General features: G+C 71.7%; 26 protein-coding genes. 10 read left to right on the top strand and 16 right to left on the bottom strand.

All coding sequences use genetic code 11. The annotated features are described in order from the left end of the window. Nucleotides 1-5: 5 nt before the first annotated feature. Nucleotides 6-1598, bottom strand: coding sequence for an MFS transporter (locus tag AB0F56_RS00955; RefSeq protein ID WP_362002632.1), 1593 nt, complete (start codon nt 1596-1598; stop codon nt 6-8). 359 nt (nt 1599-1957) lie between these two features. Between AB0F56_RS00955 and AB0F56_RS00950 the strand changes: the two genes are divergently transcribed. Further along, complete coding sequence (locus AB0F56_RS00950) at nt 1958-2716, top strand: MerR family transcriptional regulator (RefSeq protein ID WP_362002630.1); 759 nt, start codon at nt 1958-1960, stop codon at nt 2714-2716. On the opposite strand, the gene AB0F56_RS00945 is transcribed toward AB0F56_RS00950, so the two are convergent. The 6 genes from AB0F56_RS00945 to AB0F56_RS00920 form a co-directional block, all read right to left on the bottom strand. Beyond that, nucleotides 2713-3381: a hypothetical protein gene (locus AB0F56_RS00945; protein WP_362002628.1), complete on the bottom strand. Its 669-nt coding sequence runs from the start codon at nt 3379-3381 to the stop codon at nt 2713-2715. The genes AB0F56_RS00950 and AB0F56_RS00945 overlap by 4 nt on opposite strands. Continuing rightward, a complete protein-coding gene (locus tag AB0F56_RS00940) occupies nt 3378-3734 on the bottom strand; it encodes a hypothetical protein (RefSeq protein ID WP_362002626.1) in 357 nt (118 codons plus the stop codon). The genes AB0F56_RS00945 and AB0F56_RS00940 overlap by 4 nt, the downstream gene beginning before the upstream one ends. 146 nt (nt 3735-3880) lie before the next feature. Beyond that, nucleotides 3881-6058: a 3-hydroxyacyl-CoA dehydrogenase NAD-binding domain-containing protein gene (locus AB0F56_RS00935; RefSeq protein ID WP_362002624.1), complete on the bottom strand. Its 2178-nt coding sequence runs from the start codon at nt 6056-6058 to the stop codon at nt 3881-3883. A 34-nt stretch (nt 6059-6092) separates the two neighbouring features. Further along, the gene (locus AB0F56_RS00930; protein ID WP_362002622.1) at nt 6093-7310 is read right to left on the bottom strand and encodes an acetyl-CoA C-acetyltransferase; all 1218 of its coding nucleotides are present in this window, start codon (nt 7308-7310) and stop codon (nt 6093-6095) included. Between the two features lie 42 nt (nt 7311-7352). Then, nucleotides 7353-8495, bottom strand: a complete 1143-nt coding sequence (locus tag AB0F56_RS00925; RefSeq protein WP_362002621.1) for an acyl-CoA dehydrogenase family protein — start codon at nt 8493-8495, stop codon at nt 7353-7355. Beyond that, entirely contained in the window at nt 8492-9643 is a 1152-nt protein-coding gene (locus AB0F56_RS00920) for a CaiB/BaiF CoA-transferase family protein (protein ID WP_362002619.1), read from the bottom strand. The genes AB0F56_RS00925 and AB0F56_RS00920 overlap by 4 nt, the downstream gene beginning before the upstream one ends. A 148-nt stretch (nt 9644-9791) precedes the next feature. Between AB0F56_RS00920 and AB0F56_RS00915 the strand changes: the two genes are divergently transcribed. After that, nucleotides 9792-10313 (top strand): hypothetical protein, encoded by a 522-nt coding sequence (locus tag AB0F56_RS00915; RefSeq protein ID WP_362002617.1) that lies wholly within the window; start codon nt 9792-9794, stop codon nt 10311-10313. 78 nt (nt 10314-10391) lie between these two features. Continuing rightward, a complete protein-coding gene (locus AB0F56_RS00910) occupies nt 10392-11600 on the top strand; it encodes a saccharopine dehydrogenase NADP-binding domain-containing protein (RefSeq protein WP_362002615.1) in 1209 nt (402 codons plus the stop codon). Between the two features lie 15 nt (nt 11601-11615). On the opposite strand, the gene AB0F56_RS00905 is transcribed toward AB0F56_RS00910, so the two are convergent. The 3 genes from AB0F56_RS00905 to AB0F56_RS00895 are packed head-to-tail and all read right to left on the bottom strand — an operon-like array spanning nt 11616 to nt 12929. Next, nucleotides 11616-11990 carry a VOC family protein gene (locus AB0F56_RS00905; protein WP_362002613.1) on the bottom strand — a complete coding sequence of 125 codons (375 nt, stop codon included), beginning with the start codon at nt 11988-11990 and terminating at the stop codon, nt 11616-11618. After that, nucleotides 11987-12121, bottom strand: a complete 135-nt coding sequence (locus AB0F56_RS00900) for a hypothetical protein (RefSeq protein ID WP_362002611.1) — start codon at nt 12119-12121, stop codon at nt 11987-11989. Before AB0F56_RS00900 ends, AB0F56_RS00905 begins: the two co-directional genes overlap by 4 nt. Before the next feature lie 58 nt (nt 12122-12179). Then, on the bottom strand, nt 12180-12929 hold the full coding sequence (locus AB0F56_RS00895; protein WP_362002609.1) for an endonuclease V: 750 nt from the start codon (nt 12927-12929) through the stop codon (nt 12180-12182). 85 nt (nt 12930-13014) lie between these two features. Here AB0F56_RS00895 and AB0F56_RS00890 point away from each other — a divergent pair, with 85 nt between their 5' ends. Continuing rightward, complete coding sequence (locus tag AB0F56_RS00890; RefSeq protein WP_362002607.1) at nt 13015-13314, top strand: YciI family protein; 300 nt, start codon at nt 13015-13017, stop codon at nt 13312-13314. Nucleotides 13315-13318: 4 nt separating this feature from the next. On the opposite strand, the gene AB0F56_RS00885 is transcribed toward AB0F56_RS00890, so the two are convergent. Further along, nucleotides 13319-14443, bottom strand: a complete 1125-nt coding sequence (locus AB0F56_RS00885; protein WP_362002605.1) for an oxidoreductase — start codon at nt 14441-14443, stop codon at nt 13319-13321. Between the two features lie 168 nt (nt 14444-14611). On the opposite strand from AB0F56_RS00885, the gene AB0F56_RS00880 reads away from it, so the two are divergent. Beyond that, nucleotides 14612-15022, top strand: coding sequence for an SsgA family sporulation/cell division regulator (locus tag AB0F56_RS00880; RefSeq protein WP_362002603.1), 411 nt, complete (start codon nt 14612-14614; stop codon nt 15020-15022). 292 nt (nt 15023-15314) lie between these two features. Then, complete coding sequence (locus tag AB0F56_RS00875) at nt 15315-16961, top strand: ABC-F family ATP-binding cassette domain-containing protein (protein ID WP_362002601.1); 1647 nt, start codon at nt 15315-15317, stop codon at nt 16959-16961. Nucleotides 16962-16985: 24 nt separating this feature from the next. Here AB0F56_RS00875 and AB0F56_RS00870 read toward each other — a convergent pair whose 3' ends face one another. Beyond that, a complete protein-coding gene (locus AB0F56_RS00870) occupies nt 16986-17459 on the bottom strand; it encodes an ATP-binding protein (RefSeq protein ID WP_362002600.1) in 474 nt (157 codons plus the stop codon). A 169-nt stretch (nt 17460-17628) separates the two neighbouring features. Between AB0F56_RS00870 and AB0F56_RS00865 the strand changes: the two genes are divergently transcribed. From AB0F56_RS00865 to AB0F56_RS00855, 3 genes are all read left to right on the top strand, one after another. Beyond that, nucleotides 17629-18480, top strand: a complete 852-nt coding sequence (locus AB0F56_RS00865) for a helix-turn-helix transcriptional regulator (protein ID WP_362002598.1) — start codon at nt 17629-17631, stop codon at nt 18478-18480. 10 nt (nt 18481-18490) lie between these two features. Next, the gene (locus AB0F56_RS00860; RefSeq protein ID WP_362002596.1) at nt 18491-18706 is read left to right on the top strand and encodes a hypothetical protein; all 216 of its coding nucleotides are present in this window, start codon (nt 18491-18493) and stop codon (nt 18704-18706) included. A gap of 207 nt (nt 18707-18913) precedes the next feature. Then, nucleotides 18914-19888, top strand: a complete 975-nt coding sequence (locus AB0F56_RS00855) for an acyl-ACP desaturase (protein WP_362002594.1) — start codon at nt 18914-18916, stop codon at nt 19886-19888. Between the two features lie 49 nt (nt 19889-19937). Here AB0F56_RS00855 and AB0F56_RS00850 read toward each other — a convergent pair whose 3' ends face one another. The 3 genes from AB0F56_RS00850 to ligD all read right to left on the bottom strand — a co-directional run bounded on the left by AB0F56_RS00850 (nt 19938) and on the right by ligD (nt 22310). Further along, nucleotides 19938-20219: a WhiB family transcriptional regulator gene (locus tag AB0F56_RS00850; RefSeq protein WP_362002592.1), complete on the bottom strand. Its 282-nt coding sequence runs from the start codon at nt 20217-20219 to the stop codon at nt 19938-19940. Between the two features lie 102 nt (nt 20220-20321). After that, a complete protein-coding gene (locus AB0F56_RS00845) occupies nt 20322-21056 on the bottom strand; it encodes a class I SAM-dependent methyltransferase (RefSeq protein ID WP_362002590.1) in 735 nt (244 codons plus the stop codon). A gap of 231 nt (nt 21057-21287) precedes the next feature. Next, a complete protein-coding gene (ligD, locus tag AB0F56_RS00840) occupies nt 21288-22310 on the bottom strand; it encodes a non-homologous end-joining DNA ligase (RefSeq protein ID WP_362002588.1) in 1023 nt (340 codons plus the stop codon). 52 nt (nt 22311-22362) lie between these two features. On the opposite strand from ligD, the gene AB0F56_RS00835 reads away from it, so the two are divergent. Next, nucleotides 22363-23421, top strand: coding sequence for an ATP-dependent DNA ligase (locus AB0F56_RS00835; RefSeq protein WP_362002586.1), 1059 nt, complete (start codon nt 22363-22365; stop codon nt 23419-23421). Between the two features lie 15 nt (nt 23422-23436). Here the strand turns inward: AB0F56_RS00835 and AB0F56_RS00830 are convergent, their stop codons facing one another. After that, nucleotides 23437-25350, bottom strand: a complete 1914-nt coding sequence (locus AB0F56_RS00830; RefSeq protein WP_362002585.1) for an AMP-dependent synthetase/ligase — start codon at nt 25348-25350, stop codon at nt 23437-23439. Nucleotides 25351-25518 lie beyond the last annotated feature (168 nt).

Below are 25518 nucleotides of genomic sequence, written 5' to 3'. Positions count from 1 at the left end.
CAGTCTCAGTTCTGTGCCGGCTGTTCTTTGGTGACCCGGGTGCCGGGGTGGGCGAGGGCGCACACGAAGGCGATGGCCAGGGCGATCGCCATGGCGTAGAAGACCCACTGGTTGGCCTCGGCGAAGTCCATGCGAATGGCGTCTCCGGCGCCTTGGAGGGCCTTCGCCACCGGGCCGTCGCCGGTGGGGGCCTGGCCGTCCGGGTGGCCCGTGACGGCCTCCGCGACATGGCGGGCCGTCTCTTCCGCCTCGGCGGGCGGCAGGCCGCGCTGCTGGAGCGTCGTGGTGATCCGGTCCGTCGAGACGTGGGTCAGGATGGTGCCGAGCACGGCCATGCCGATGGCTGCCGCGTAGTTGCGGACGGTCTGGGTGATGCCGGTGACCTCGCCGTACGAGGCGCCGATGGAGCGGTTGACCGCGTCGGTGGAGGCGGGGGCCAGCAGGAACCCGATGCCGGCGCCCGCCATGGCCGCGTACGGCCACTGGTCGTGCATCGACAGGTCGGTCAGCTTCTGGGCCCAGAGGTAGAAGCCGACCGCACCCAGCGCACAGCCGATCTTCATCGCCGGGCGGGCGCCGCGCTTGTCGAGGATCTTGCCGCCCCACTGCGAGGCGATGCCGAAGCCGAGGAAGAAGTACAGCAGGTACAGCGCGGCCTGGTTGGCCGAGGCGCTCAGCGACACCTGGGCGTAGACGGACGCGAAGAAGAACACCGGGACGAACGCGAGCATCGCGAAGAACAGCACCAGGTTGTCGACGGTGAAGGCCCGGTCCCGGAAGACGTCGAAGTTGATCAACGGGTGCACGGTCCGCCGCTCGTACGCGAAGAACAGCACCAGGACCGCCAGACCGCCGACGACGCAGACCCAGGTCGCGACGCTGCTCCAGCCCCAGGCGGAGGCCTGCTGGAACCCCAGCACGCTCAGCCCCATGCCGGCGGCGACGAGTACGGCTCCGACGACGTCGAGGCGTTCCCGACGCCGGCTCTCGGGGATCCGGGCCATCACCGTGAGCACGATCGCGATGACGGCGACCGGCACGTTGACCCAGAAGATCGCCCGCCAGGTCCATTGGGTGAGCCAGCCGCCCAGCAGGGGGCCGAGGGCGGTCAGGGCGCCGGAAAGACCGAAGAACAGGGCCAGCGCCCGGCCGCGTCGTTCGACGGGGAACACGGCGATGACGACGGCCAGTGCCGCCGGGAACATCAGGGCGGCGCCCAGGCCCTGGGTGGCACGGAAGACGATGAGCCACGTCTGCGCGAAGTCGTCGTCGGGAACGCAGCCGCACAGCACCGACGAGACGACGAAGAGCACGGTGCCCACCAGCATGATCCGCCGGTGTCCGAAGAGGTCGGAGAGCCGCCCGCCGAGCGCGAAGAACGCGGCGAGGGCGAGCAGATAGGCATTGACGACCCACTGCATCCCGGACGCGGAGAGACCGAGCTCGGAGGTGATGTTCGGCGCGGCGATCGACACGATGGTCTGATCGATGAACGTCATGGACACCGCGAAGAGCATCGCCGCCAGGGCGAGATTCTGGCGCGGAGCCCCTGAGCCCGCGCCGGCGCCCGGACCGGAGGATGTGGAAGTGCCTGCCATGTACGGATGATCACCCTGGACCGCCCCACCTGCATGCCGGGCTCACCCACACGCGACGACGGCAACGGCGTACGGACGCCGTCGCCGGCGGCCTCAGGTCTTCGACGACCACCAGGCCGGGGAGAAGCCGACGGACCAGACATCCCCTCCCTCGGGTCCTCCGGCGACGACGAAGATCCTCGCGCCGGAAATCGAGGTCGGGCATCGGGCCAGGCTGGAACGGACCCTGCCGACGCCGCGCACGGGGCATCGCGCCACTGGCAAAGCCGCCTGACGCTTTTACAACACCGGTGAGACAGCAATACTGTTGCACCGATGGCGTAGGGGAACGGCACGGCACCGGAAGCGAGGCGTCTCCGATGGGTACCGAGACCGAGGAGCAGGCGTCGACGTTCACCGTCGACGAGCTGGCCGCGCGGGCGGGTGTGACCGTGCGGACCGTACGGTTCTACAGCACCAAGGGGCTGTTGCCGCCGCCGGTCATCGGGCCGCGCCGGGTCGGGCGCTACGGAGCCGACCACCTCTCCCGGCTGGCGCTGATCGAAGAGCTTCAGCGGCAGGGAATGACGCTCGCGGCCATCGAACGGTATCTGCACCAGCTGCCGCCCGACCTCAGCGCACGGGACCTCGCCGTCCACCGCGCGCTCGTCGCCTCCTGGGCGCCCGAGTCCGCCGAGGAGATCACCCGGCGCGAACTGGAGCGGCGCGCCGGGCGGGCGCTCGCCGACGCGGACGTCGACCGGCTCGCCGCGATGGGCGTCCTCGACAAGGGCTCCGACCCGGAGGTCTTCCGGCTGGACGCCACGCTGCTGCGACTCGGGGTCGAGCTCCTCGACGTCCCCATCGCGCACGAGACGATCCTCGCCTCCCGTACGGTCCTGCTCGAACACGCCCGCGCCGCCGCCCACGAGCTCTCCCGGCTCTTCCGGGACGAGGTGTGGAACCCGTACCGCGAGAGCGCCGAGGACCCGGACCACGTCGCCGCGATGAAGTCGCTCTCCGCGCACATGCAGCCGATGGTGATCCAGGCCCTGGTGACCGCGTTCCAGCGGTCCCTGCGGGAGGAGTTGCGGGAGGCGTTCGGTACGGAGGAGCCGGCGGCGGAGGAGGCCGACTAGCCGAGCAGCTTCGGAAGGGTGCCGGGGGTCAGGCCGATCCAGACGGTGTCGCTCTCCTGGATGATGTACATCGCGTCGCGCTCCACGTTCCACCCCACGGGGACGACGTAGTACCGCCCGTCGCGCTCGAGGAGCAGCCGCAGCCCGGTGTAGCGGTAGCGATGGCGCAGCCCGCTCGCCAGGACCTCCTTCCTGACCGTCCCGGTGGGCAGGGAGAGCTGCGCGATGACGAGGGGGGCGATCCAGCCGTACGGCTGGATCTGCCTCCACAGGGCCAGCAGCACCACACCGACGGCCACGACCGGCACGGACAGGCGGGCGGCCATGGCCTCGGCCTTGGCGGCCGTTCGGGTCGGCTCGGGCCCGGACGTCCGGGCCCGAGCCCAGGGCGCTGCCACGACCAGCACGATCAGCCCGGCGGCCACCAACACCTCCAGCTTCAGCAGCCGCAGACTCTGCGTCACCAGCTCCCCGAAGCCCAGGTCGAGGGTGCTGAGGGAGATGCGGAAGTACGAGTAGAACGTGCTCATGTACATCGCCCCCAGGTAGAACAGGAGCGCGGCGATGAACGTGCCTTGCGCTACGACCGTCCTGAGAAGCGCGGTGGCGCGGTACGGATCGGCGCTTCCCTCCTCGGACGGCTCGTCCGGGGGCGGCTCGCTCATGTGCCGTCGGGATCGGGCGGTTCGACCGGTGCCGGGGGCTCATCGGGCGACGGGGGCTGCGGGGGCGGAGTCGTTCCGTCCTCGAAGCTCGGGGCGGAGGTCGGGTCGCCGTTGTCCTCTCCGGTCCCCGTCGGTGGCGGCGGTGGAGGCGGAACGTACGGATCCCCCGTGTCCGCCGGCTCCGGCTGCGCGGTCGGCGAGGACGTGAGCGGGGTGGACACCGCGTCGGACGGGGACGGGGTATCCGCGGGGTCGGGCTTGTCGGGGTCGCACCCGACGAGCCCGACGGCACCCAGCAGGCCGAGCACGACGAGCAGGGCGCCACGGAACCAGCGCAGGGTCTTCACCCGCATCCGACCTCCTTGATCGGCTGCGAGCGTAAGCGGCCCCGGCGCACCCGGCCCGGCCACGCGCGCAACGGCCCCGCCGCGGCCCCTCGATCGGATGATCGAGGGGTGACGCGGCGGGGCCGTTCAGCCGAGCCGAGCAACGTCAGGCGTCACGCGTCCGTGAAGACCTCGCCCCGCTCCGCCTTCTCCACCAGCAGCGCCGGCGGCTGGAAGCGGTCGCCGTACTTCTCCGCCAGTTCACGCGCGCGTGCCACGAAGCCGGGCAGGCCGCCCTCGTAGCCGTTGATGTACTGGAGCACGCCTCCGGTCCACGCCGGGAAGCCGATGCCCATGATGGAGCCGATGTTGGCGTCGGCGACCGAGGTCAGGACGTTCTCCTCCAGGCAGCGGACCGAGTCCAGCGCCTCGGAGAAGAGCATCCGCTCCTTCATGTCCTCGAACGGGATCTCCACGTCCGGGCGCCCGAAGTGCTCGCGCAGCCCCGGCCAGAGGCCGACGCGCTTGCCGGTCTCGTCGTACGTGTAGAAGCCCGCGCCGCCGCTGCGTCCCGTACGGCCGAACTCGTCGACCATCCGGTCGATGACCGCGTCCGAGGGGTGGCCGGCCCACGTGCCGCCGGCCTCCTCGACCGCGCGCCGCGTCTCGTTGCGGATCTTGCGCGGCAGCGTGAGGGTCAGCTCGTCCATCAGGGAGAGGACCTTGGCCGGGTAGCCGGCCTGCGCCGCCGCCTGCTCGATCGAGGCGGGTTCGACGCCCTCGCCGACCATGGCCACGCCCTCGTTGATGAACTGGCCGATCACGCGCGAGGTGAAGAAGCCGCGCGAGTCGTTGACGACGATCGGGGTCTTCTTGATCTGCCGTACGAGGTCGAAGGCGCGGGCCAGTGCCTCGTCGCCGGTGCGCTCGCCCTTGATGATCTCCACGAGCGGCATCTTGTCGACCGGGGAGAAGAAGTGCAGGCCGATGAAGTCCTCCGGGCGGGAGACCCCCTCGGCGAGGACGGTGATCGGCAGCGTCGAGGTGTTGGAGCAGAGCAGCGCGTCCGGCTCGACGACGTCCTGGATCTCCTCGAAGACCTTGTGCTTGAGCGCGGTGTCCTCGAAGACGGCCTCGATCACGGCGTCGCAGCCCGCGAGGTCGGCCGGGTCGGCCGTCGGGGTGATGCGGGCGAGGAGTTCGTCCGCCTTCGCCTGGGTCGTACGGCCCCGGGAGACGGCCTTGGCGCAGAGCTTCTCCGAGTACGCCTTGCCCTTCGCCGCGGACTCCGCCGAGACGTCCTTGAGGACGACGTCGATGCCGGCGCGGGCGCAGGAGTAGGCGATGCCGGCGCCCATCATGCCCGCACCGAGGACGGCGACCTTGCGGACGCGGCGCGGCTCGATCCCCTGGGGGCGGTTGGCGCCGGAGTTGACGGCCTGGAGGTCGAAGAAGAAGGCCTGGATCATGTTCTTCGCCGTCTGGCCGGTGACCAGCTCGGTGAAGTAGCGGGCCTCGATGGTCAGCGCGGTCTCGAAGTCGACCTGGGAGCCCTCGACGGCGCAGGCCAGGATGTTGCGCGGGGCCGGGTAGGGCGCACCGTTCAGCTGCTTCTTCAGGTTGGCGGGGAAGGCCGGCAGATTGGCGGCGAACCGCGGGTTCGACGGCGTTCCGCCGGGGATCTTGTACCCCTTGACGTCCCAGGGCTGCTGCGACTCGGGGTTCGCGTCGATGAAGGCGCGCGCCTTGGCGAGCATCTCCTCGGGCGTGGCCGCGACCTCGTGGACCAGGCCGTTCTCCAGGGCGCGCTGCGGGGAGTACTGGGTGCCCTGGAGAAGGACCTTCAGGAGGGCGTCGGCGATGCCCATGAGGCGTACGGTGCGGGTGACGCCGCCGCCCGCCGGGAGGAGGCCGAGGGTGACCTCGGGCAGGCCGATCTTGGAGCCGGGGGCGTCGAGCGCGACGCGGTGCTGGGAGGCGAGGGCGATCTCGTAACCGCCGCCGAGGGCCGCGCCGTTGATCGCGGCGACGACGGGCTTGCCGAGGGTCTCGATGCGGCGCAGGGAGCGCTTGATCTCCGTACCGGTGTCGAAGGCGAGCCGGGCGTCCTCCGGGCGGAGCCGGACCATGTCCTTGAGGTCGCCGCCCGCGAAGAAGGTCTTCTTGGCGGAGGTGTAGATGATGCCGCGGATGGAGTCCTTCTCGGCCTCCGCGCGGTCGGCGATGGCCGCGATGGAGTCCTTGAACGCCTGGTTCATGGTGTTCGCGGACTGGTTGGGGTCGTCGAGGACGAGGGTGACGACGCCGGTCTCGTCCTGCTCCCAGCGGATGGTGGTGCTCTGGCTGCTCATTGCTGCTTCTCCGTAAGGCTGGTGGGACGGACGGTCAGACGCGCTCGACGATGGTGGCGACGCCCATGCCGCCGCCGACGCACAGCGTCACCAGGCCGTAGCGCTTGTCCTGGCGCTCCAGCTCGTCGACGACGGTGCCGAGGATCATCGCGCCGGTGGCGCCCAGCGGATGGCCGAGCGCGATCGCGCCGCCGTTGACGTTGACCTTGTCCAGGCTGATGCCCATGTCCTTGACGAAGCGGAGCACGACACCCGCGAAGGCCTCGTTGATCTCGACCAGGTCGATGTCGTCCATGGTCAGACCGGCCTTGGCGAGCGCCTTGCGGGTCGCGGGCGCGGGTCCGGTGAGCATGATGGTCGGCTCGGAGCCGGAGACGGCCGCGGCGACGATCCGGGCGCGGGGCGTCAGACCGTACCGCTCGCCGACGGCGCGGGAGCCGATGGCGACGAGCGAGGCGCCGTCGACGATGCCGGAGGAGTTGCCGGCGTGGTGGACGTGGTCGATCTTCTCCACCCAGTGGTACTTCTGCAGCGCGACCGCGTCGAAGCCGCCCATGTCGCCGATGCCGGCGAAGGAGGGCTTGAGGGCGGCGAGCGAGTCGGCGGTGGTGCCCGGGCGCATGTGCTCGTCGCGGTCGAGGACGACCAGGCCGCTGCGCCGGTCCGTGACGGGGACGACGGAGCGGTCGAAGCGGCCGTCCTTCCAGGCGGCCGCGGCGCGCTCCTGGGAGAGCGCGGCGTACTCGTCGACGTCGCGGCGCGAGAAGCCCTCGATAGTGGCGATGAGGTCGGCGCCGATGCCCTGGGGCACGAAGCCGGTCTCGAAGTTGGTCATCGGGTCGGCGAACCAGGCGCCGCCGTCGGAGGCCATCGGGACGCGCGACATGGACTCGACGCCACCGGCGAGGACCAGCTCCTCCCAGCCCGAGCGGACCTTCATCGCGGCCATGTTGACGGCTTCGAGGCCGGAGGCACAGAAGCGGTTCTCCTGGACGCCTGCGACGGTGTCGGGCAGGCCGGCGGCGATGGCGGCGATCCGGGCGATGTCGGAGCCCTGGTCGCCGACCGGGCCGACGACACCGAGGACGATGTCGTCGATGGCGGCCGGGTCGAGGCCGGGGAAGCGGCCCTGGAGTTCGTGGATGAGTCCGACGACCAGGTCGATGGGCTTGGTGCCGTGCAGGGCGCCATTGGCCTTGCCCCGACCGCGCGGGGTGCGGATCGCGTCGTACACGTACGCTTCGGTGCTCACGAGCAGCCTTTCAACGATTCAGCGATGAGGGTGGAGGGGAAGTCAGCCCAGCAGGGAACGTCCGATGATCTCCTTCATGATCTCGGTCGTGCCGCCGTAGATGGTCTGGATACGGCCGTCCGTGAACGCCCTGGCGACCGGGAACTCGGCCATGTAGCCGTACCCGCCGTGCAGTTGGAGGCACCGGTCGGCGACGCGCTTCTGCAGCTCGGTCGCCCACCACTTGGCCATCGAGGCGTGGACGGCATCGAGTTCCCCGTTCGAGTGATCGACGATGCACCGGTCGAGGAACGTACGGGTGACGGCGCACTCGGTCGCCATCTCGGCGATCTCGAAGCGGATGTGCTGGAGCTTGGCCAGCGGCCGCCCGAAGGCCTCCCGCTCCTTCACGTACCGGGTGGTGATCTCCAGGAGGTGTTCGGCGGCGGCGATGCCGGCCACGGCGATGGCCATCCGCTCCTGGGCGAGGTTGGTCATGAGGTGGACGAAGGCGCCGTTCAGCTCGCCGAGGAGGTTCTCCTTGGGGACGCGGACGTCGTGGAAGAAGAGTTCGGCGGTGTCCTGGGACTTCTGGCCGATCTTGTCCAGGTTCCGGCCGCGCTCGAACCCCTCCATGCCCCGCTCGACCACCAGCAGCGAGAGCCCGTGCGCCCCGCCCTCGGGCGTCGTCCTCGCGACCACGATCACCAGGTCGGCGAGGATCCCGTTGGAGATGAAGGTCTTGGAGCCGTTGAGCACCCAGTGGTCGCCCCGGTCCTCGGCGCTCGTCCGGATGCCCTGGAGGTCGGAGCCGGCGCCCGGCTCGGTCATCGCTATCGCCGTGATCAGCTCGCCCGTGCAGAAGCCGGGCAGCCAGCGGCGCTTCTGCTCCTCGGTGGCGAGTGAGGTGAGGTACGGGCCGATGATGTCGTTGTGCAGACCGAGGGCGATGCCGGGCGCGCCCGCCCGGGTGAACTCCTCGGCGAGGACGGCGCTGTAGCGGAAGTCGGGGTTGCCGCCGCCTCCGTACTCCTCGTCCACCGCCAGGCCGAGCAGCCCCTGGCGCCCGGCGGCGAGCCAGGCCTCGCGCGCGACGATGCCGTCCTTCTCCCACTGCTCGTAGTGGGGCAGCACCTCCTTGGCGAGGAAGGTACGGACGGTGGCGCGGAAGTCCTCGTGGTCGGCGGTGTAGAGCTGGCGCTTCATGCTTCCTGGCCTTTCAGGGAGGGGACGGCCCAGTCGCGGGCGATCTCGTCGGTGTCGGCACCGGGCAGCGCGGGGCCGGTACGGACGGTCCCGGGGGTGGCGGAGAAGCGGGGCGCGGGGGCCGGCTGGGTGAGGCCCCCGTGCTCGACGAAGGTGGCGCGGGCGGCGAGGTGCGGGTGGGCGGGGGCCTCGCGCAGCGAGAGCACGGGGGCGACGCAGGCGTCGCTGCCCGCGAAGACGGCCGTCCACTCGTCTCTCGTACGGGTACGGAAGCGGTCGGCGACGGCGGCACGGAGTTCGTCCCAGCGGCCGAAGTCGCGGCGGGCGGGGGCGAGGTCCTCGATGCCGAGGAGCCGGACGAACTCGTCGTAGAACTGCTGCTCCAGGGCGCCGACGGCCATGTGTCCGCCGTCGGAGGTCTCATAGGTGCCGTAGAAGGGGCAGCCGCCGTCCAGCAGGTTGACGCCGCGCCGGTCCTGCCAACCGCCTGCCGCGAGCATGCCGTGGATCATGGTGGCGAGGTGCGCGGAGCCGTCGACGATGGCGGCGTCGACGACCTGGCCCTCGCCGTGCGCGCGGGCGTGCTGGAGCGCGGCGAGGACGCCGACGACGAGGTAGAGCGAACCGCCCGCGTAGTCGCCGACGAGGTTGGCGGGGACGGTGGGCGGGCCCTCCGGGTCGGGGCCGATCATCCCGAGGGTGCCGGTGATCGCGAGGTACGCGATGTCGTGTCCCGCGGTCGCGGCGAGGGGGCCGTCCTGGCCCCAGCCGGTCATCCGGCCGTAGACGAGCCTCGGGTTGCGGGCGAGGCAGGCGTCGGGGCCGACGCCGAGGCGTTCGGCGACGCCGGGCCGGTAGCCCTCGATCAGGATGTCGGCCCGCTCGACCAGGTCGAGGACGGTCGCGGGGCCGCCGTCGGCCTTGAGGTCGACGAGGGCGGAGCGCTTGTTGCGGTTGGTGAGGTCGTACGCGGGGTCGATGCCGAGCCCGGGGCCGCCCGGCCGGTCGACGCGTACGACATCGGCGCCGAGGTCCGCGAGGAGCATGGCCGCGAACGGCCCGGGCCCGATCCCCGCCAGCTCCACCACGCGCACCCCGGAGAGCGGCCCGTTCGAGGTGGTGCGGTGCGTCGCCGTCGTCGCCGCCATCGAGCCCCCAGCTATGTGACACCAATGATGTAACACCGGTGATGCTAGGAACGTGTTCCACTCCGCACAAGACCCCAGGCCGAGCAAGCGCTTGGAATTTCGCCGCGGAACCTGCCGGGCCCCGATCGGCGCCGGATAGGGTCCCGTCATGCGCACATCACGACGCGGAATGACCGCCCTGCTCGCCGTACCGCTCGCCGCCGCCCTGCTCATCTCGTGTTCCACCTCGGGAGAGGACACCGCGGCGGACGCGACGGCCGGCTCGACCGCCTCGCCGGTCGCCACTGGAGCCGACGGGGGCGCGGGCGCCGAAGCGAGCGCGGACCCCGGCGTGGCGGAGGCGACCGACGGGGAGCCCACGCCCGGTCCCGAGCTGGTGCGGGACGCCTTCGCCGGGCTGCAGGCCACGCTCGACGACAGCTGCGCCACCGACTGCGCGTACTTCCTGGGCCGCGTCCACGAGGAGCTCGACGGGCTCGACCGCGCCATGAAGGCGGACCCGAAGGGGCCGGGCCACTTCCCCGAGCCGATCGCCTGGATCGAGAAGCTGCGGACCACCCTGGCGGGCGACACCACGTACCCGAACCTGAAGAAGCACCAGACCCTGCTGATCTCCACCCGGGACCGGATCAACACCTGGATGCAGGGCCACCCGGACGACTACCGCTGACGGATCCCCCCGGAGCTACCGCTAGGCTCCGCGCTCGCAGATGAAGCAGGGGAAGCCGCAGGGGAAGGCGAGGGCCGTATGGAGAACGGGAACGGTGTGGAGCGGGACACGGCGGAGCGGGCGTACGACGTCGTGCTCTTCGGGGCGACGGGGTTCGTCGGCGAGCTCACCGCGGAGTATCTGGCCGAGCACGCGCCGCCCGGGTTCCGGTGGGCGCTCGCCGGGCGCAGCCGCGCCAAGCTGAGCGCGCTGCGCGAGCGCCTCGCGGCGCGGTGGCCCCGCTGCGCCGAGCTGCCGCTCGTCGTCGCGGACTCCACGGACGCGGCGTCCCTGCGCGAACTGGCCACGTCCACACGGGTGGTGGCCACCACGGTCGGCCCGTACATCTGGTACGGCGAGCAGTTGGTGGCGGCGTGCGCGGAGGCCGGCACGGACTACGTGGACCTCACCGGCGAGCCGGAGTTCGTCGACGGGATGTACGTACGCCACGACGCCCGCGCCCGGGAGACCGGCGCGCGGATCGTGCACGCGTGCGGCTTCGACTCCGTACCGCACGACCTGGGCGCCTACTTCACCGTCCAGCAGCTGCCCAAGGACGTCCCGCTGCGGATCGACGGCTTCGTGCGCGTCGGCGCCATCTTCTCGGGCGGCACGTTCGCGTCCGCCCTGACGGCGATGGGGCGCGGCCGGGAGACCCTGCGCGCCGCGCGCGAACGGCGGCTGCACGAGCCCCGGTTGGTGGGCCGCAGGGCGCGCTCCCCGATCGGCGGGCCGCGCTTCAGCCGGGAGACCGGCACTTGGGCGCTGCCGCTGCCTACCATAGATGCCCAGGTGGTAGCCCGTTCGGCCCGCGCGCTCGACGTGTACGGCCCCGACTTCGTCTACCGGCACTACGCCTCCGTCAAGACGCTCCCGATGGCGATCGGCGGCTCCGCCCTGGTCGGCTCAGGGCTTGCAGCGGCCCAACTCGCCCCCGTACGGCGCTGGCTGATGAGTCGTTACGAGGCCGGGCAGGGCCCGAGCGAGGAGCGGCGCGCACGGAGCTGGTTCACCGTGCGCTTCGTCGGCGAGGGCGGCGGACGGCGCGTCTTCACGGAGGTCTCGGGCGGCGACCCGGGGTACGGCGAGACGGCGAAGATCCTTGCCGAGTCGGCGCTCTGCCTCGCCCTGGACGACGGCCTGCCGAAGACCTCGGGACAGGTCACGACGGCGGTCGCGATGGGCGACGCGCTGCTCGACCGGCTGCGGGCGGCCGGCATCCGCTTCCGGGTGGCGTACAAGGGCTGACGCCTCCCAGGGGCCCTAGTGGCGTACGAGACAGAAGGGGTGGCCGGCCGGGTCGGCGTAGGTGCGCCAGGCCCGGTCGCCGCCCCCGTCGTCGAGCAGCGAGGCCCCGAGCGCGAGCACCGCGTCGTGGGCGGTCTCCAGGTCGGCGACCCGGACGTCGAGGTGGAACTGCTGCTCGGGCGCTCCCCAGACGGGCGGGCGGTGGTCGGCCACGCCCTGGAAGCAGAGCACCGGCGCGCCGGAGGCGTCGTGCAGGGTCGCCCAGGCCTCGTTGAGGGCCCACTGTCCGTCGGGGCGGTTGATCTCACCGCCCAGGACCTGCTGGTAGAAGACGGCGAGCTCCATGACGTCGGTGCAGTCCAGGACCACACACTGGAGCGTGCCGATCATGCCGACACCCACGCGACGACGACGTAGATCATGGCGCAGACCCAGGCCAGGGCGAGAAGACCGGCCCCGGCGAGCAGGGTGTGCATGCCACGGCCGGCGGTGCGCGGAGGTGCGGAGACGGGGGATGTCATGGGCCCCAGCCTGCCGCGCGTGATCACGTCCCGCCATCCGTACGCGTACTCAGTCCCGCTACTCATCCCCCACCCCGTCCGCCCACAGGGCCGCACGGAGAGCACGGCGGCAGAGGGAGTCGGCGTGCCGGGTCGTCTCGGGGATGCGGTAGCGCGGGGCGAGCAACAGGGTGTGGGCGCAGGCGTTGTCCAGGGAGACCCGGTGGCCGACGGAGACGAAGACGGGCTTCACCCCGGCCTGCGTGCGCAGGGCCCGGCCGACCTCCTCCGTACGCGATGTACCCGATGCACCCGATGCACCCGATGCGCCGGACGCGAGCAGCGGGCTGAAGTCGCCCCGGTCCGGGCCCGGCAGGTCGTGGTCGAAGGTGAAGGGGTTCTTCGCGACGCCGATCGACGGGCGCCCTGTCAGCACGCCCAGGTGGCTCGCGAGGCCGAAGCGGCGCGGGTGGGCGAGACCGTAGCCGTCGCAGACGAGCAGCCCCGGGTCCGCGGTCAGTCCGGCGAGCGCGGCGAGCACGGTCGGTATCTCGCGGAAGGCGAGCAGCCCAGGCACGTACGGGAACGACACCCGGCCGACCGCCGTCGCCTCCTCCACCACGTCGAGCGTGCGGGCGTCCAGGACGACGGCCGCGGCGGCGACGAGGTCGCGCTCGTCGTCGTAGGCGACGTCGAGCCCCGTGACATGGCCCGTGCCGGGCGCCGGTCCCGGCTCGTCGAGCACGAGCCGCTCCCGCAGCTCCTCCTGCACGGCGCGGGCCGTCGCCTCGTCGGTGGGCCAGCCCTCGGGAACGTCGATGATCGTCATGATGACGGCCACCCTACGGCGCTCCCCCGTCCGACAGGCGAACGGTTTCCGCGCCGCCGTCCGGGCCCCGGGTAGCCTGCCGATCATGTTCGTACTGGAATTGACCTACACCGGCCCGGTCGAGCGGGCCGACGCGCTGCTCGACGCGCACGTCGAGTGGCTCGACGCGCAGTACGCCGCCGGCGTCTTCATCGCCTCCGGGCGCAAGAACCCGCGCGACGGCGGCATCGTGCTCGCCGCCGGGGTCGACCGCGCGGAGATCGAGAAGATCGTGGCGGCCGACCCGTTCACCGTCGAGAACGTGTGCACGTACCGGATCACGGAGTTCTACGCGACGAAGACGGCCGAGGCCCTCGCCCCGTACCGCGAGCAGCTCCCTTCCTGAGGATCTATCGGCCGTTCAGGCGGGCGATGCGGCCCTTCTCTCCGGAGGCCCAGCAGGCGCCGTCCCGGGTGCAGTCGACCGTGTCGTACGAGCCGGTGTCGACGGTCCGCCAGGTGCGGCCGCCGTCCGTCGTCAGGTCCGTGCCGGTCGGGCCGACCGCGAGCGCGGCGGTCCGGGAGTGCGGGAGCCAGGCGACGCCCGAACGGTACGCGGGCGGCGGGGTCGAGGCGGCCTTCCAGCGGCGTCCGCCGTCGCCGGTGACCGCGGCCGCGTGCGGCGAGGCCTGGCCCGCGCGGTAGTCGCCGCCGACGGCGATGCCGTGCGCGCGGTCGCGGAAGGCGAGTCCGAAGACTCCGCGCGCCGGATCGCCCGCCGGGATCGTGGATTCCGCGACGGTCCAGTTCAGGCCCCGGTCGCGGGAGTGCAGCACGCGCGCGGTGGCGCCGCCGCCGGTCGCCAGCCAGACGTCCCTCGGCCCGGAGGAGACCAGGCACTGGCCGCTCGCCGCGAACCCGGCCTCTCCGGGCAGCGCGGCCGGCATCCCCGCGTCGGGCAGCACCGCCCAGGATCGGCCGCCGTCCCGCGTCGAGAGGATGCGGTACTTCCCGTCGACCGGGTCGCTCATGGCGAGGCCGTGGCGCTGGTCGAAGAAGGTGATGCAGTCGTAGAAGGCGCGCGGGTCGGTGTTGCGGAAGGACTCCGTCCAGGTGGCTCCGCCGTCGTCGGTCCGCAGGACCCGCGAGGCCTCCCCCTCCCCGATCGCGAGGACCACGGCGCGCCGGGCGTCGAAGGCCTCGACGTCGCGCAGCTCCAGCTCCCCGGCCCCGGGCGGCGAGACGTTCCGCCAGCTCCGGCCGCCGTCCGTGGTCCGCAGCACGGTCCCCTTCGAGCCCGCGGCCCAGGCGGTCCTGCGGTCGACGGCCGCGAGGCCGCGGAAGCGGGCGTCCGTACCGGTCTCCGTCAGCTGCCAGCCGGCACCGTACGGCCCGGCGTGCGGGGCGCCGCCCGACGCACCGCCGGAGCCGCCACCGTCCGACGCGCCGTACGCCGGGACCGTCAGGGCCGCCGCGAGGGCCAGCCCGCTCAGCCCCACCGACATCATTCGTCTCGTCTTCCCCTTGGACGTCATGGCGCCGGAAGCTAGCCCACCCCGGTGACCCCGTCCAGACCGCCTCACGCACGGGGGCGGCGGTGACACAGCTCACGTGACCCCCCAGTGCACGTTCTTGCCCCATCGTTCGTCTTCCCTTGTGTCAGGGAGACGTCAGGAACCGAAGCCGCGCGACAGGAGCTGGCCTTGTCCACCGTCATCGAGCAGGCCGTTCAGGCCCGTCTGGTCGCATCCGCGCCCCGGATGGAAACCGTCCCCGCCACACTGCGGTACGACCGCGAGGACCCCTTCGCGGTGAGCATGGCGTTCCCGCCACCCGCGACCCTGGAGGGTGTCGAGGTCTCCTGGGCGTTCGCCCGCGAGCTCCTCGTCCAGGGCGTCGACGGCCCGGCGGGTCTCGGCGACGTCCGGGTGCGCCCGTACGGATACGACCGTACCGTCGTCGAGTTCCACGCTCCCGAGGGCGTCGCCGTCGTGCACGTCCGCACCTCCGAGCTGCGGCACTTCATCCAGCGCTCGCAGCACCTCGTGCCGGCCGGCCGCGAGCACCAGTACCTGGACTGGGACGGGGACCTGGCCCAGCTCCTGGAGGGCTGACGGCGCGGTCCTCCGGCCCGTTCACCCCGTCCGATCCACCCGCGCGCGTTAATTCGGTTGCCTCCGCTCGGCGTCCGCGCGTACCGTCCTGACCTGGCCCTGTTGTCGCCCGATCGGAGAAGGCCGTTGCTCGTCTGAGGATGCGAGACACCGTGCCGCGCGTGCCCATGAGCTGCTTCACGCAGCGCCGCGTGTGCCGTCTTCGCCCTCGGCGTACGAGCATTTCCGCCTGCCCGCGCCCCGGTGTCTCACCCGTTGCCCCAGCCCACGCTCTCGCAACAGGGAGGCCACCATGGCGACCCATCCCACGTTCATCACCTGCTCGTCCCTGTCCTTCTCCTGGCCGGACGGCACCCAGGTCCTTGACGACTTCCAGCTCACGGTCGGCCCCGGCCGTACCGGGCTCATCGGCCTGAACGGCTCGGGGAAGTCGACGCTCCTCAAGCTCGTCGCCGGTGAACTGACCCCTGCCGACGGCACGGTCCGTACCGTCGGCGAGGTCGGCTACCTCCCGCAGAACCTGGTCCTGGACACCGCGCTCCGGGTCGACCAGGCCCTCGGGATCGCCGCGACCCGGGCCGCGCTGCACGCCATCGAGGCGGGCGATCCGGCCGAGGAGCACTTCGCCGCGGTCGGCGACGACTGGGACGTGGAGGAGCGGGCCCGTGCCACGCTCGACCAGCTCGGTCTCGGCCACATCGGCCTCGACCGGACCATCGGCGAGGTGTCCGGCGGCGAGTCGGTCCTGCTGCGGCTCGCGGCCCTGCTGCTCGCCCGGCCGGACATCCTGCTGCTCGACGAGCCGACGAACAACCTCGACCTGTACGCCCGTACCCGGCTCTACGAGGCCGTGGACGCCTGGACCGGAGTGCTCGTCGTGGTCAGCCACGACCGGCAACTCCTGGAGCGGGTCGACCAGATCGCCGATCTGCACGACGGCGAGGTCACCTGGTACGGCGGCGCCTACTCGGCCTACGAGGAGGCACTCGCCGCCGAACAGGAGGCGGCCGAGCGGATGGTCCGGGTGGCCGAGGCCGATGTGCAGCGTCAGAAGCGCGAACTGTCCGAGGCGCAGATGAAGTTGGCGCGCCGCAAGCGGTACGGCAGGAAGAGCTTCGACAACAAGGTCGTACCGAAGATCGTCGCCAACGGCCGCAAGGCGGCGGCGCAGGTCTCGGCGGGCAAGCACAGCGCCCTGCACGCCGATCGCCTGGCCGAGGCGCGCGAACGGCTCGACGTGGCGGAGGAGGCGGTGCGCGACGACGACGAGATCAGGATCGAGCTGCCGCGCACCACGGTCCATCCGGGCCGCGAGGTGCTGACACTGCGCGAGCTGGAGCTGCGGTACGGCGCCCGGGTGGGCGGCGGGTTCGAGCTCCGCGGGCCCGAGCGGATCGCGCTCGTGGGCCGCAACGGGGCCGGCAAGACGACGCTGTTGCGCACGATCGCCGGGGAGCTCGCGCCGGTGGCGGGCGAGGTCGAGACCCATGTGCCGCTGCGGTTCCTGCCGCAGCGACTCGACGTCCTCGACGAGGAGTTGAGCGTGGTGGAGAACGTCGCCCGGTTCGCGCCGGAGGCGACGGGCAACGCGATCAGGGCGCGCCTCGCCCGGTTCCTCTTCCGGGGCGCGCGGGCGGACCAGCCGGCCGGGACGCTGTCCGGAGGGGAGCGCTTCCGGGCGACGCTCGCGGCGCTGCTGCTCGCCGAACCGGCGCCTCAGCTGCTGATGCTGGACGAGCCGACGAACAATCTGGACATGGCGTCGGTACGGAAGCTGACGGCGGCCCTGGAGGCGTACGAAGGGGCGTTGATCGTGGCGAGCCACGACGTGCCGTTCCTGGAGTCGCTGGGGATCACCCGCTGGCTGCTGCTCGACGGCGAGCTTCGGCCGACGAGCGCGGAGGAGGTCGCAAAGGAGATCGCGGCCACGGTTCAGTAGGGGATCGGCGCTGGGCATACGGACTCAACGGTGGAGTAACGCCCAGGACTTCGTCCCGCCACCGGGCGTGAGCACCGGGGCGAGTCCCCAGTCCCCGCCCTGCGTGTCGACCGCCGCGGCCAGCAGCCACATGCTGCGGCTGCGGCGGTCGCGGCACTCCTCGGCCTTGTCGGCCGAGGAATGGGCTGGATGCTGGTCGTAGAGAACGATCCGCAGGGCCTCGAACTGCCAGCGGACGCGCAGGATCATCTCCCGGTCGGGGGTGAAACGGTAGGCGGCGGCGACCAGTTCCGAGGCGGCGAGCACGGCGGTGTCACGGAGCTCGGTCAGACCGTGCCGGTCGAGCAGGCTCCGCACGGCCTGCCGGGCCAGTCCGGCGCAGTAGGCACCTCCGGGCAGGACCATCGAGTAGCTGAGGTTCTCCGTGGCAGGAGGTATGGGCCCGGCCGCGAGGACGGACGGGAGGCAACGCAGGGCGCCTTTCATCGTGTTGCTCACATTTCCTGTGCGTGTGGGGGTGCTCACACACAGGTACGGTCGCCGCGCGTGAGACTGGCGCTACCGACCGTAGCGCACGACCGGAGCACGGTGCTACTACTTGCGGGTAGTCGTGTCATTCCGGCCAAAACGTCGGCCGCCCTGGCCGGCCAGAAGGGGAGAACGAGCCGTGCCACCCAGGAGCACCCCGACCGCGCGCCAGCAGCGCCTCGGGAACGAGCTGCGCAAACTGCGCGAACAGTCGGGGATGTCGGCCCAGCAGGCCGCCGCCCTCCTGGGCGTCGACCGGACCCGTATCCCGAACATCGAGTCGGGCCGCTTCGGCATCAGCGCCGAGCGGGTGCGCACCCTCGCCTTCAACTACGGCTGCCCGGACACCGGCCTCGTCGACCTGCTCGCCGCGACGGCCCAGGAGCGCGACCGCGGCTGGTGGGAGGAGCACCGCGGGCTGCTGCCGCCCGGGCTGCTCGACATCGCCGAACTCGAGTTCCATGCCTCGGAGTTGCACACCGCCGTCACCACGCACATCCCCGGCCTCCTGCAGACGGAGGAGCACGCGAGGGCGGTCTTCGACACCGCAGACCCACCGCTGCCAGGACCCGATCTGCGGGCGCGGGTGGCCCTGCGGCTGCGCCGCCAGGAGGTCCTGGACCGGGACCGGCCCACGCTCTACGAGGCGGTGATCCACGAGGCCGCGCTGCGGATGCAGTTCGGCGGCCCGAAGGTGGCCAGGGCCCAACTGGAGTACATTCTCGCCCGCTCGGAACGGGACACCATCACCGTGCGGGTCATCCCCTTCACGGCCGGCGGTTTCCCGGGCGCGGGACAGTCGTTCACCTATGTGGCGGCGCCCGTGCCACAGCTCGACACCGTACAGCTGGACTCCTCCCACGGCTCGACCCTCCTCGACGCCGACATGCAACTCAGGCGCTATCGCGGGCTGTTGGAGCGGCTGCGCGGACTCGCCCTGCCCGAACCGGAATCGCGCGCGTTCATCCACGCGCTCGCCCAGGACCTCTGAAGGAACCCGTATGAACGTCGTGGACCCCTCCGCCCCCGAGAAGATCGCCTGGAACGAGGCCTTCTGCAGCGAGGGCGCCAACTGCTTCCGCTTCGGCCTCGACGACGCCGGCCGCGCCTACATCGGGTCGACCCTGACGCCCGGCGAGTACGTGAGCGACTCGGTCGAGGCGCTGCGCGCGCTGATCTCGGCCGTCAAGGCGGGGCAGGCCGACCATCTGCTCTGAGTAGCCATGATCGAGCCACCTCCGACGCGCCCGGATCCGTGACCTGCCTCTCGGTACGCCGCCACCAGCTGCACACATAACGGAACGTAACCGGACATCGCCGCAGCGGGCTTGGCCGGGGCCTTACGGGGCCTTAACCTACGGTCTCGTAACCTACGAATCCGTAGGTAGTTCCGTATGCCCTCTCTCCGTCCCCAGGAGTTCCCCGTGACGCTCACCTCTCCCCACCTCGGCAGCTCGGCAGGGTGGACCGACGCGCGGCTCCTCTACGCGCTGGAAGAGGTGGTCGAGAAGGAGCTGAACCGGCACCTGAAGGTCACCAAGGACTGGATGCCGCACGAGTACGTGCCGTGGTCCGACGGCCGGAACTTCCCGGGCTTCTTCGAGGACGGCGAGGCCTGGGACCCGTCCCAGTCCAAGGTCACCGAGGTCGGCAAGATCGCCCTCGTGGTCAACCTCCTCACCGAGGACAACCTGCCCAGCTATCACCACGAGATCGCCTCGCTCTTCGGCCGCGACGGCGCCTGGGGCACCTGGGTGCACCGCTGGACCGCCGAGGAGGGCCGCCACGGCATCGTGATGCGGGACTACCTCCTGGCCTCGCGCGCGGTGGACCCGGACAAGCTGGAGCAGTTCCGGATGGCGCACATGAGCGAGGGCTTCGAGTCCGACAACCGGCACTCGATGCTGCACTCGGTCGCGTACGTCGCCTTCCAGGAGCTGGCCACCCGTATCTCGCACCGGAACACCGGCCACCAGTCGGGCGACCCGGTCTGCGACCGGATGCTGGCGCGCATCGCCACCGACGAGAACCTGCACATGGTCTTCTACCGCAACCTGCTGGGCGCGGCCTTCGAGCTCGCCCCGGACCTGACGATGCAGGCCGTGCGGGACGTCGTCGTGAACTTCCGGATGCCGGGACACGGCATGCCGGGCTTCGAGCGGGCGGCCGCGCAGATGGCGATCGGCGAGATCTACAACATGCGGATCCACCACGACGACGTGCTGCAGCCCGTGCTGCGCTTCCTCAAGGTGCTCCAGATCGACGGTCTCGGCCCGGAGGGCCTGAAGGCCCAGGAGGAGCTGGGGATGTACATGAACGGTCTGGACAGCGAGGCGTCGAAGTTCGACGAGAAGCTGGCCGCGCGCAAGGCGCGGATGGCGGCCCGCGCGGCGGGCTGACCCGCCGCCTCGGCGACTGACCTCAACCTCGGCGGCGTCGGCCGTCGGCTCAGTGAGCGAGCCGGCGGCGGGCGCCGCCGGTGCTCTTCAGCCGGCCCCGCTCCTTCTCGGAGAGGCCGCCCCACACCCCGAACCGCTCGTCGTTCTCCAGCGCGTACTGGAGGCAGGCCACCCGGCCCTCGCACGCCCCGCACAGCTGCTTCGCCTCGCGGGTCGAGGAGCCGGGGGCCGGGAAGAAGAACTCCGGCCCGGCCTGCGCGCAGAGGGCGTTCTCCTGCCAGGACAGGTCGGGGGCGGTCGGGTCGGTCATCACGGTGGTGTCGGTCTGCATGGCCGATACGTTGCCGCGCGGCCGTAAACGGTCCCTCAACGTTCGATCAATGCGGACGCGCCGCGTTCGTTCAACGCGGCGCGCCGAGCGTCCCGGCACGGCTCAGGGCCGGGCGAAGAGCGCCGTCCACAGGAACTCCTCGCCGAAGTGCGGGGAGTCGGCGGGCTCGTCCCGCATACGGCGCAGTTCGACCTCGGTCAGCTCCCCGAAGATCCGGCGCAGGGACTCCGGCGTGTAGGCGAGCCCGCCGTGCAGGCCCGGCTCGCGCTCCCGGTAGAACGCGGCGTCGGGCAGCTCCGAGCCCATCGCGCCGGAGGCGAAGCAGGTCAGGGCCAGATGGCCGCCGGGCGCGAGCAGCCGGTCGAGCAGCGCGAGATAGCTGATCCGTCGGTGCGGCGGCAGATGGTGGAAGCACCCCGAGTCGAAGATCAGGTCGTACGGACCGGTCAGCGCGCCGCCGGCCAGTTCGAACGCGTCCCCGTGGTGGAAGCGCACCTCCGCGCCTGCCTCCCGTGCCCGCTCCCGCGCCCAGCCGATCGCCTCGTCGGAGAGGTCCACCGCGTCCACCTCGAAGCCCAGGGACGCCAGGTACAGGGCGTTGCGCCCGGGGCCGCACCCCAGGTCGAGGGCCCGGCCGGGCGCGATCAGGCCGCGCTCCACGTACGAGACCAGGCTCTCGTCCGGCTTGGCGACGAAGAACGGCACCCCCTTGGACCGGTCGCCGTAGAAGCCGTCCCACCAGCCTGCCGCGTCGGCGGTCCAGCGATCGGCCTCCGGCGCGAAGAGCCCGTCGAGCAGCTTCAGAACGTCCTCGACATCACGAATGTTCCGGTCCATCCGGCACCCCTTTCCCGATGGCTGAACGCTAGGGGAGATCCCGAAGAAAGCCCAGCTCAGGAGGGGTTTACAAGGGCTCGGAGAAGGCGCTGTACGGCCCTCCACGCCATGGGTGCACGAGGGCCGATCACCCCACACGCGGCCCCCTGCGGACGGGCGCCGGCACCCCCGCCGGAGGCCGTCATGAGGCCCTTCCGCGCGGCCCGCAACCGGGTTTCTGAGGCTCCCCGGTCAGTCCTCGCTCTTCTTCGCCCTGCTCGGCTGCACCCGCTTCGGTTCGCCCGGCATCTTCGGGTACTCCGGCGGGTACGGCAGGTCGCCGAGCCCGTGCTCCGCCTCGTCGCGGCGGGCCAGTTCGAGCAGGCTCTCCAGGCTGAAGCGGCGGTCGTCCATGTCGGCGTGGACGTCCCCGACCTCCGCGTACCGGGCGGGCATGGTCTTGATGTCGAAGTCCCGGGGCACGGCGTCGTCGATCTCGTCCCAGTTCAGCGGGGCGGAGACGGGGGCGTGCGGGCGGGGGCGCACGGAGTAGGCGGAGGCGATCGTGCGGTCGCGTGCGGTCTGGTTGTAGTCGACGAAGATCCGCTCGCCGCGCTCCTCCTTCCACCACTTGATGGTCACCCGGTCCGGCATCCGGCGCTCCAGCTCGCGGCCGCAGGCGATCGCCGCGCGCCGGACCTGGGTGAAGGTCCACTGCGGCTCGATCGGCACGAAGACGTGCAGGCCGCGCCCGCCCGAGGTCTTGGGCCAGCCCCGCAGCCCGTGCTCGTCCAGGACGGCGCGCAGCTCGTGGGCGGCGCGTACGGCGTCGGCGTAGTCGGTGCCGGGCTGGGGGTCGAGGTCGATGCGCAGCTCGTCGGGGTGGTCGGTGTCCTCGCGCCGTACGGGCCAGGGGTGGAAGGTGACCGCGCCGAGGTTGGCCGCCCAGAGGACGGCGGCGGGCTCGGTCGGGCACATCTCGTCGGCGGAGCGCCCGCTGGGGAAGGTGATGTGCGCGGTCGGGATCCACTCGGGGAGGTACTTGGGGGCGCGCTTCTGGAAGAAGGACTCGCCGGTGACCCCGTCGGGGTAGCGCTCCAGGGTGGTGGGGCGGTCCCGCAGGGCGCGGGTGATGCCGCCACCGACGGCCAGGTAGTAACTGACCATGTCGAGCTTGGTGTAGCCGGGTTCGGGGAAGTAGACCTTGTCCGGATTGGAGACGCGTACCGTCCGCTCGCCGACTTCCAGTTCCACCGCTGCCGTCTTGCTCGCCATGCGTGTCAGCGTAGGGCTCGCCGACATTCCCCGCATACCGGACAATCAGTCCATGGATCTCCCGGTGATGCCGCCCGTGAAGCCGATGCTGGCCAAGTCCGTGAAGAAGATTCCGCCGGGCATGCAGTACGAGGCCAAGTGGGACGGGTTCCGCGCCATCGTGCACCGCGACGGCTCCGAGCTGGTCATCGGCAGCCGCACGGGCAAGCCCCTGACCCGCTACTTCCCCGAGCTGGTCGAGGCGCTGCTCCCCCGGCTGCCGCGGCGGTGCGTGGTCGACGGCGAGATCGTGATCGAGCACGACGGGCGGCTCGACTTCGACCGGCTCTCCGAGCGCATCCATCCCGCCGACTCGCGTGTGCGGATGCTGGCGGGGACGACCCCGGCCCGGTTCATCGCCTTCGACCTGCTCGCCCTCGACGACGACTCGCTGCTCGACACCCCGCTGACCGACCGGCGGGCCGCCCTGGAGGAGATCCTGCGCGGCGTCGACGCCCCGGTCCACCTGGCGCCCGCGACGACCGACCCGGAGGTCGCGGCGCGCTGGTTCGAGCAGTACGAAGGGGCGGGCCTCGACGGGGTCATCGCCAAGCCGCTCGACCTGCCGTACCGGCCGGACGCCCGGCTGATGTACAAGATCAAGCACGAGCGGACGGCCGATGTGGTGGTGGCCGGCTACCGCTTCCACAAGAGCGGTCCCGTCGTCGGTTCACTCCTCCTCGGTCTGTACGACGACGGCGGCACCCTCCAGCACGTCGGAGTCTGTGCGGCCTTCACCGCCAAGCGGCGCGAGGAGCTGATCGCCGAGCTCGAGCCGCTGCGGATGGACCCGCCCGACGGGCACCCGTGGGCCGCCTGGGCCGAGGAGGCCGCGCACGCGGGCGCCCGGCTGCCGGGCGCGCCGAGCCGCTGGTCGGGGAAGAAGGACCTGTCCTGGGTGGCGCTGCGGCCCGAGCGGGTCTGCGAGGTGGGGTACGACCACATGGAGGGCGACCGCTTCCGGCACACGGCCCAGTTCAAGCGGTGGCGGCCGGACCGGGCGCCGGAGTCCTGCGGGTACGGGCAGCTCGAGGAGCCGGTCTCGTACGACCTCTCGGAGGTGCTGGCGTAGTCCGCCGGACAGGCCCTAGCCGTACAGCGCGTCGATCTCCCTCCCGTACGCCGCCATGACCGCGTGCCGCTTGACCTTGAGGGACGGGGTCAGCATCCCGCTCTCCTCGGTGAACTCCCCCGCGACGACCCGGAACCGGCGGATCGACTCCGCCCGCGAGACGGCCCGGTTGGCGTGGTCGACGGCCTTCTGGAGGTCGGCGAGCAGCTCCGGGTCCTCGGCGAGCACGGCCACGGGGGTGTCCGCCGGCCGCTTCCGTACGGCCAGCCAGTGCTGGATCGCCTCGGGGTCGAGGGTGACGAGCGCCCCGATGTACGGGCGGTTGTCGCCGACGACCAGGCACTGGCCGACCGGCGGGCGGCTGCGCAGCCGGTCCTCCAGGACGGCGGGCGAGACGTTCTTGCCCCCTGAGGTGACCAGGATGTCCTTCTTGCGGCCGGTGATGACGAGATAGCCGTCCTCGTCGAGGGCGCCCAGGTCGCCGGTGGCGAACCAGCCGTCCCGCAGCACCTCCTGACTGGCCTCGGGGTTGTTCCAGTACCCGGTGAAGACGATGGGGCCCTTGAGGAGCACCTCGCCGTCGTCGGCGATCCGGACGCCGGTGCCGGGCACCGGGCGGCCGACGGTGCCGGGCCGTGGGCGCAGGGGCGGGGTGACGGTGGCGGCCGCGCTCGTCTCGGTGAGGCCGTAGCCCTCGTAGACGAGGACCCCGGAGGCGTAGAAGAAGTGGCTGAGGCGGCTGTCGAGCGGGGAGCCGCCGCTGATGGCGTACCGCAGGTTCCCGCCGAGCTCCTTGCGGATCCGCCGGTAGACGAGCAGGTCGTAGAGGGCGTGGGCGGCGGTGAGGCCGGCGCCGGGGCGGGGTCCCGTGCCGAGGGCGTGGCTCAGGGAGGCCTCGCCGTAGCGCACGGCTATGGAGTCGGCACGGTCGAAGGAGGCGCCCCGGCCGAGCTTCTCTGCGGTGGCGCGGCCGGTGTCGTGGATCTTCTCGAAGAGGTACGGCACGCCGACGACGAACGTGGGCCTGAACCGGCGCAGTTCGGGGCGGAGTTCGTCGGGCTTGATGCTGGGGAACTGGCCGATCTCGATGCGTGCCATCAGACAGGCGAGCTGGATGACGCGTCCGAGGATGTGGGCGAGGGGCAGGAAGAGGAGGGTCGAGGCGGGTTCGCCCGTGATCGCCTGGAAGACCGGGTGCAGCAGCTCCACCGTGGCGCGCGCCTCGGCGTGGAGGTTGCCGTGGGTGAGGGCGCAGCCCTTGGGGCGGCCGGTGGTGCCGGACGTGTAGCAGAGGGTCGCGACCGTGTCCGGGGTGAGCCCGGCGCGACGCTCGGCCGGTACGGCGTCGGCGATCTCCGCGCCGAGGGCGGCGAGTTCGGCCAGGCCGCCGGCGTCGGTCTGCCAGGTGCGGACCGGCTCGGGGAGCGTGGCGGCGGCCTCGGCGACGGTGGCGGTGTGTTCGGCGCACTCGGTGACGACATGCCGGGTGCCGGAGTCGTGCAGGATCCAGGCGACCTGGTCGGGCGAGGAGGTGGGGTAGACGGGGACGGTCTGTCCGCCGGCCGACCAGATGGCGAAGTCGAGCACGGCCCACGCGTACCCGGTACGGGCCATGAGCCCGACCCGCCCTCCGGGTTCGACGCCCGCCGCGATCAGCCCCTTCGCCACGGCGACGACGTCTCCGGCGAACTCGGCGGCGGTGACGGGTCGCCAGTTCCCGTGCTCCTGGCGGCGCATGACGATCGCGCCGGGGTCCTCGGCGGCGTGGCCGAAGGGGATGTCGGCGGGGGTCCCGGACGGCGCGGGCCCGGCCGGCAGGGGCGTGTGGGCCTCCCGGACGACGCCGTCCTCCCGGACGAGCCGCACGGGGAAGCGCCCGATCAGGTCGGGGCGCTTCCTTGCCTGCCTCAGGTCCTTGCGTACGCCCATGGCGGCTCCTGTTCGCGGGTGCGGACGGGGAACGAGCGGGACTTCCGGGTGGCCTGTCGCCCAGTCAACCTACTCACCCGTAACCAGATTTCAACCTTTCGCGCACGACCGGACCCGAGTGATTCCGCTCCGCCCGGCCGCCCTTTCGGGAGCGCCGGGCCTGCCCTT

The organism is Streptomyces sp. NPDC026092 (genome assembly GCF_040638605.1).
Classification (GTDB): Bacteria; Actinomycetota; Actinomycetes; order Streptomycetales; family Streptomycetaceae; genus Streptomyces.
Note: the sequence above shows the minus strand (reverse complement) of the source record. Positions and strands in the feature narration are given on the sequence as shown.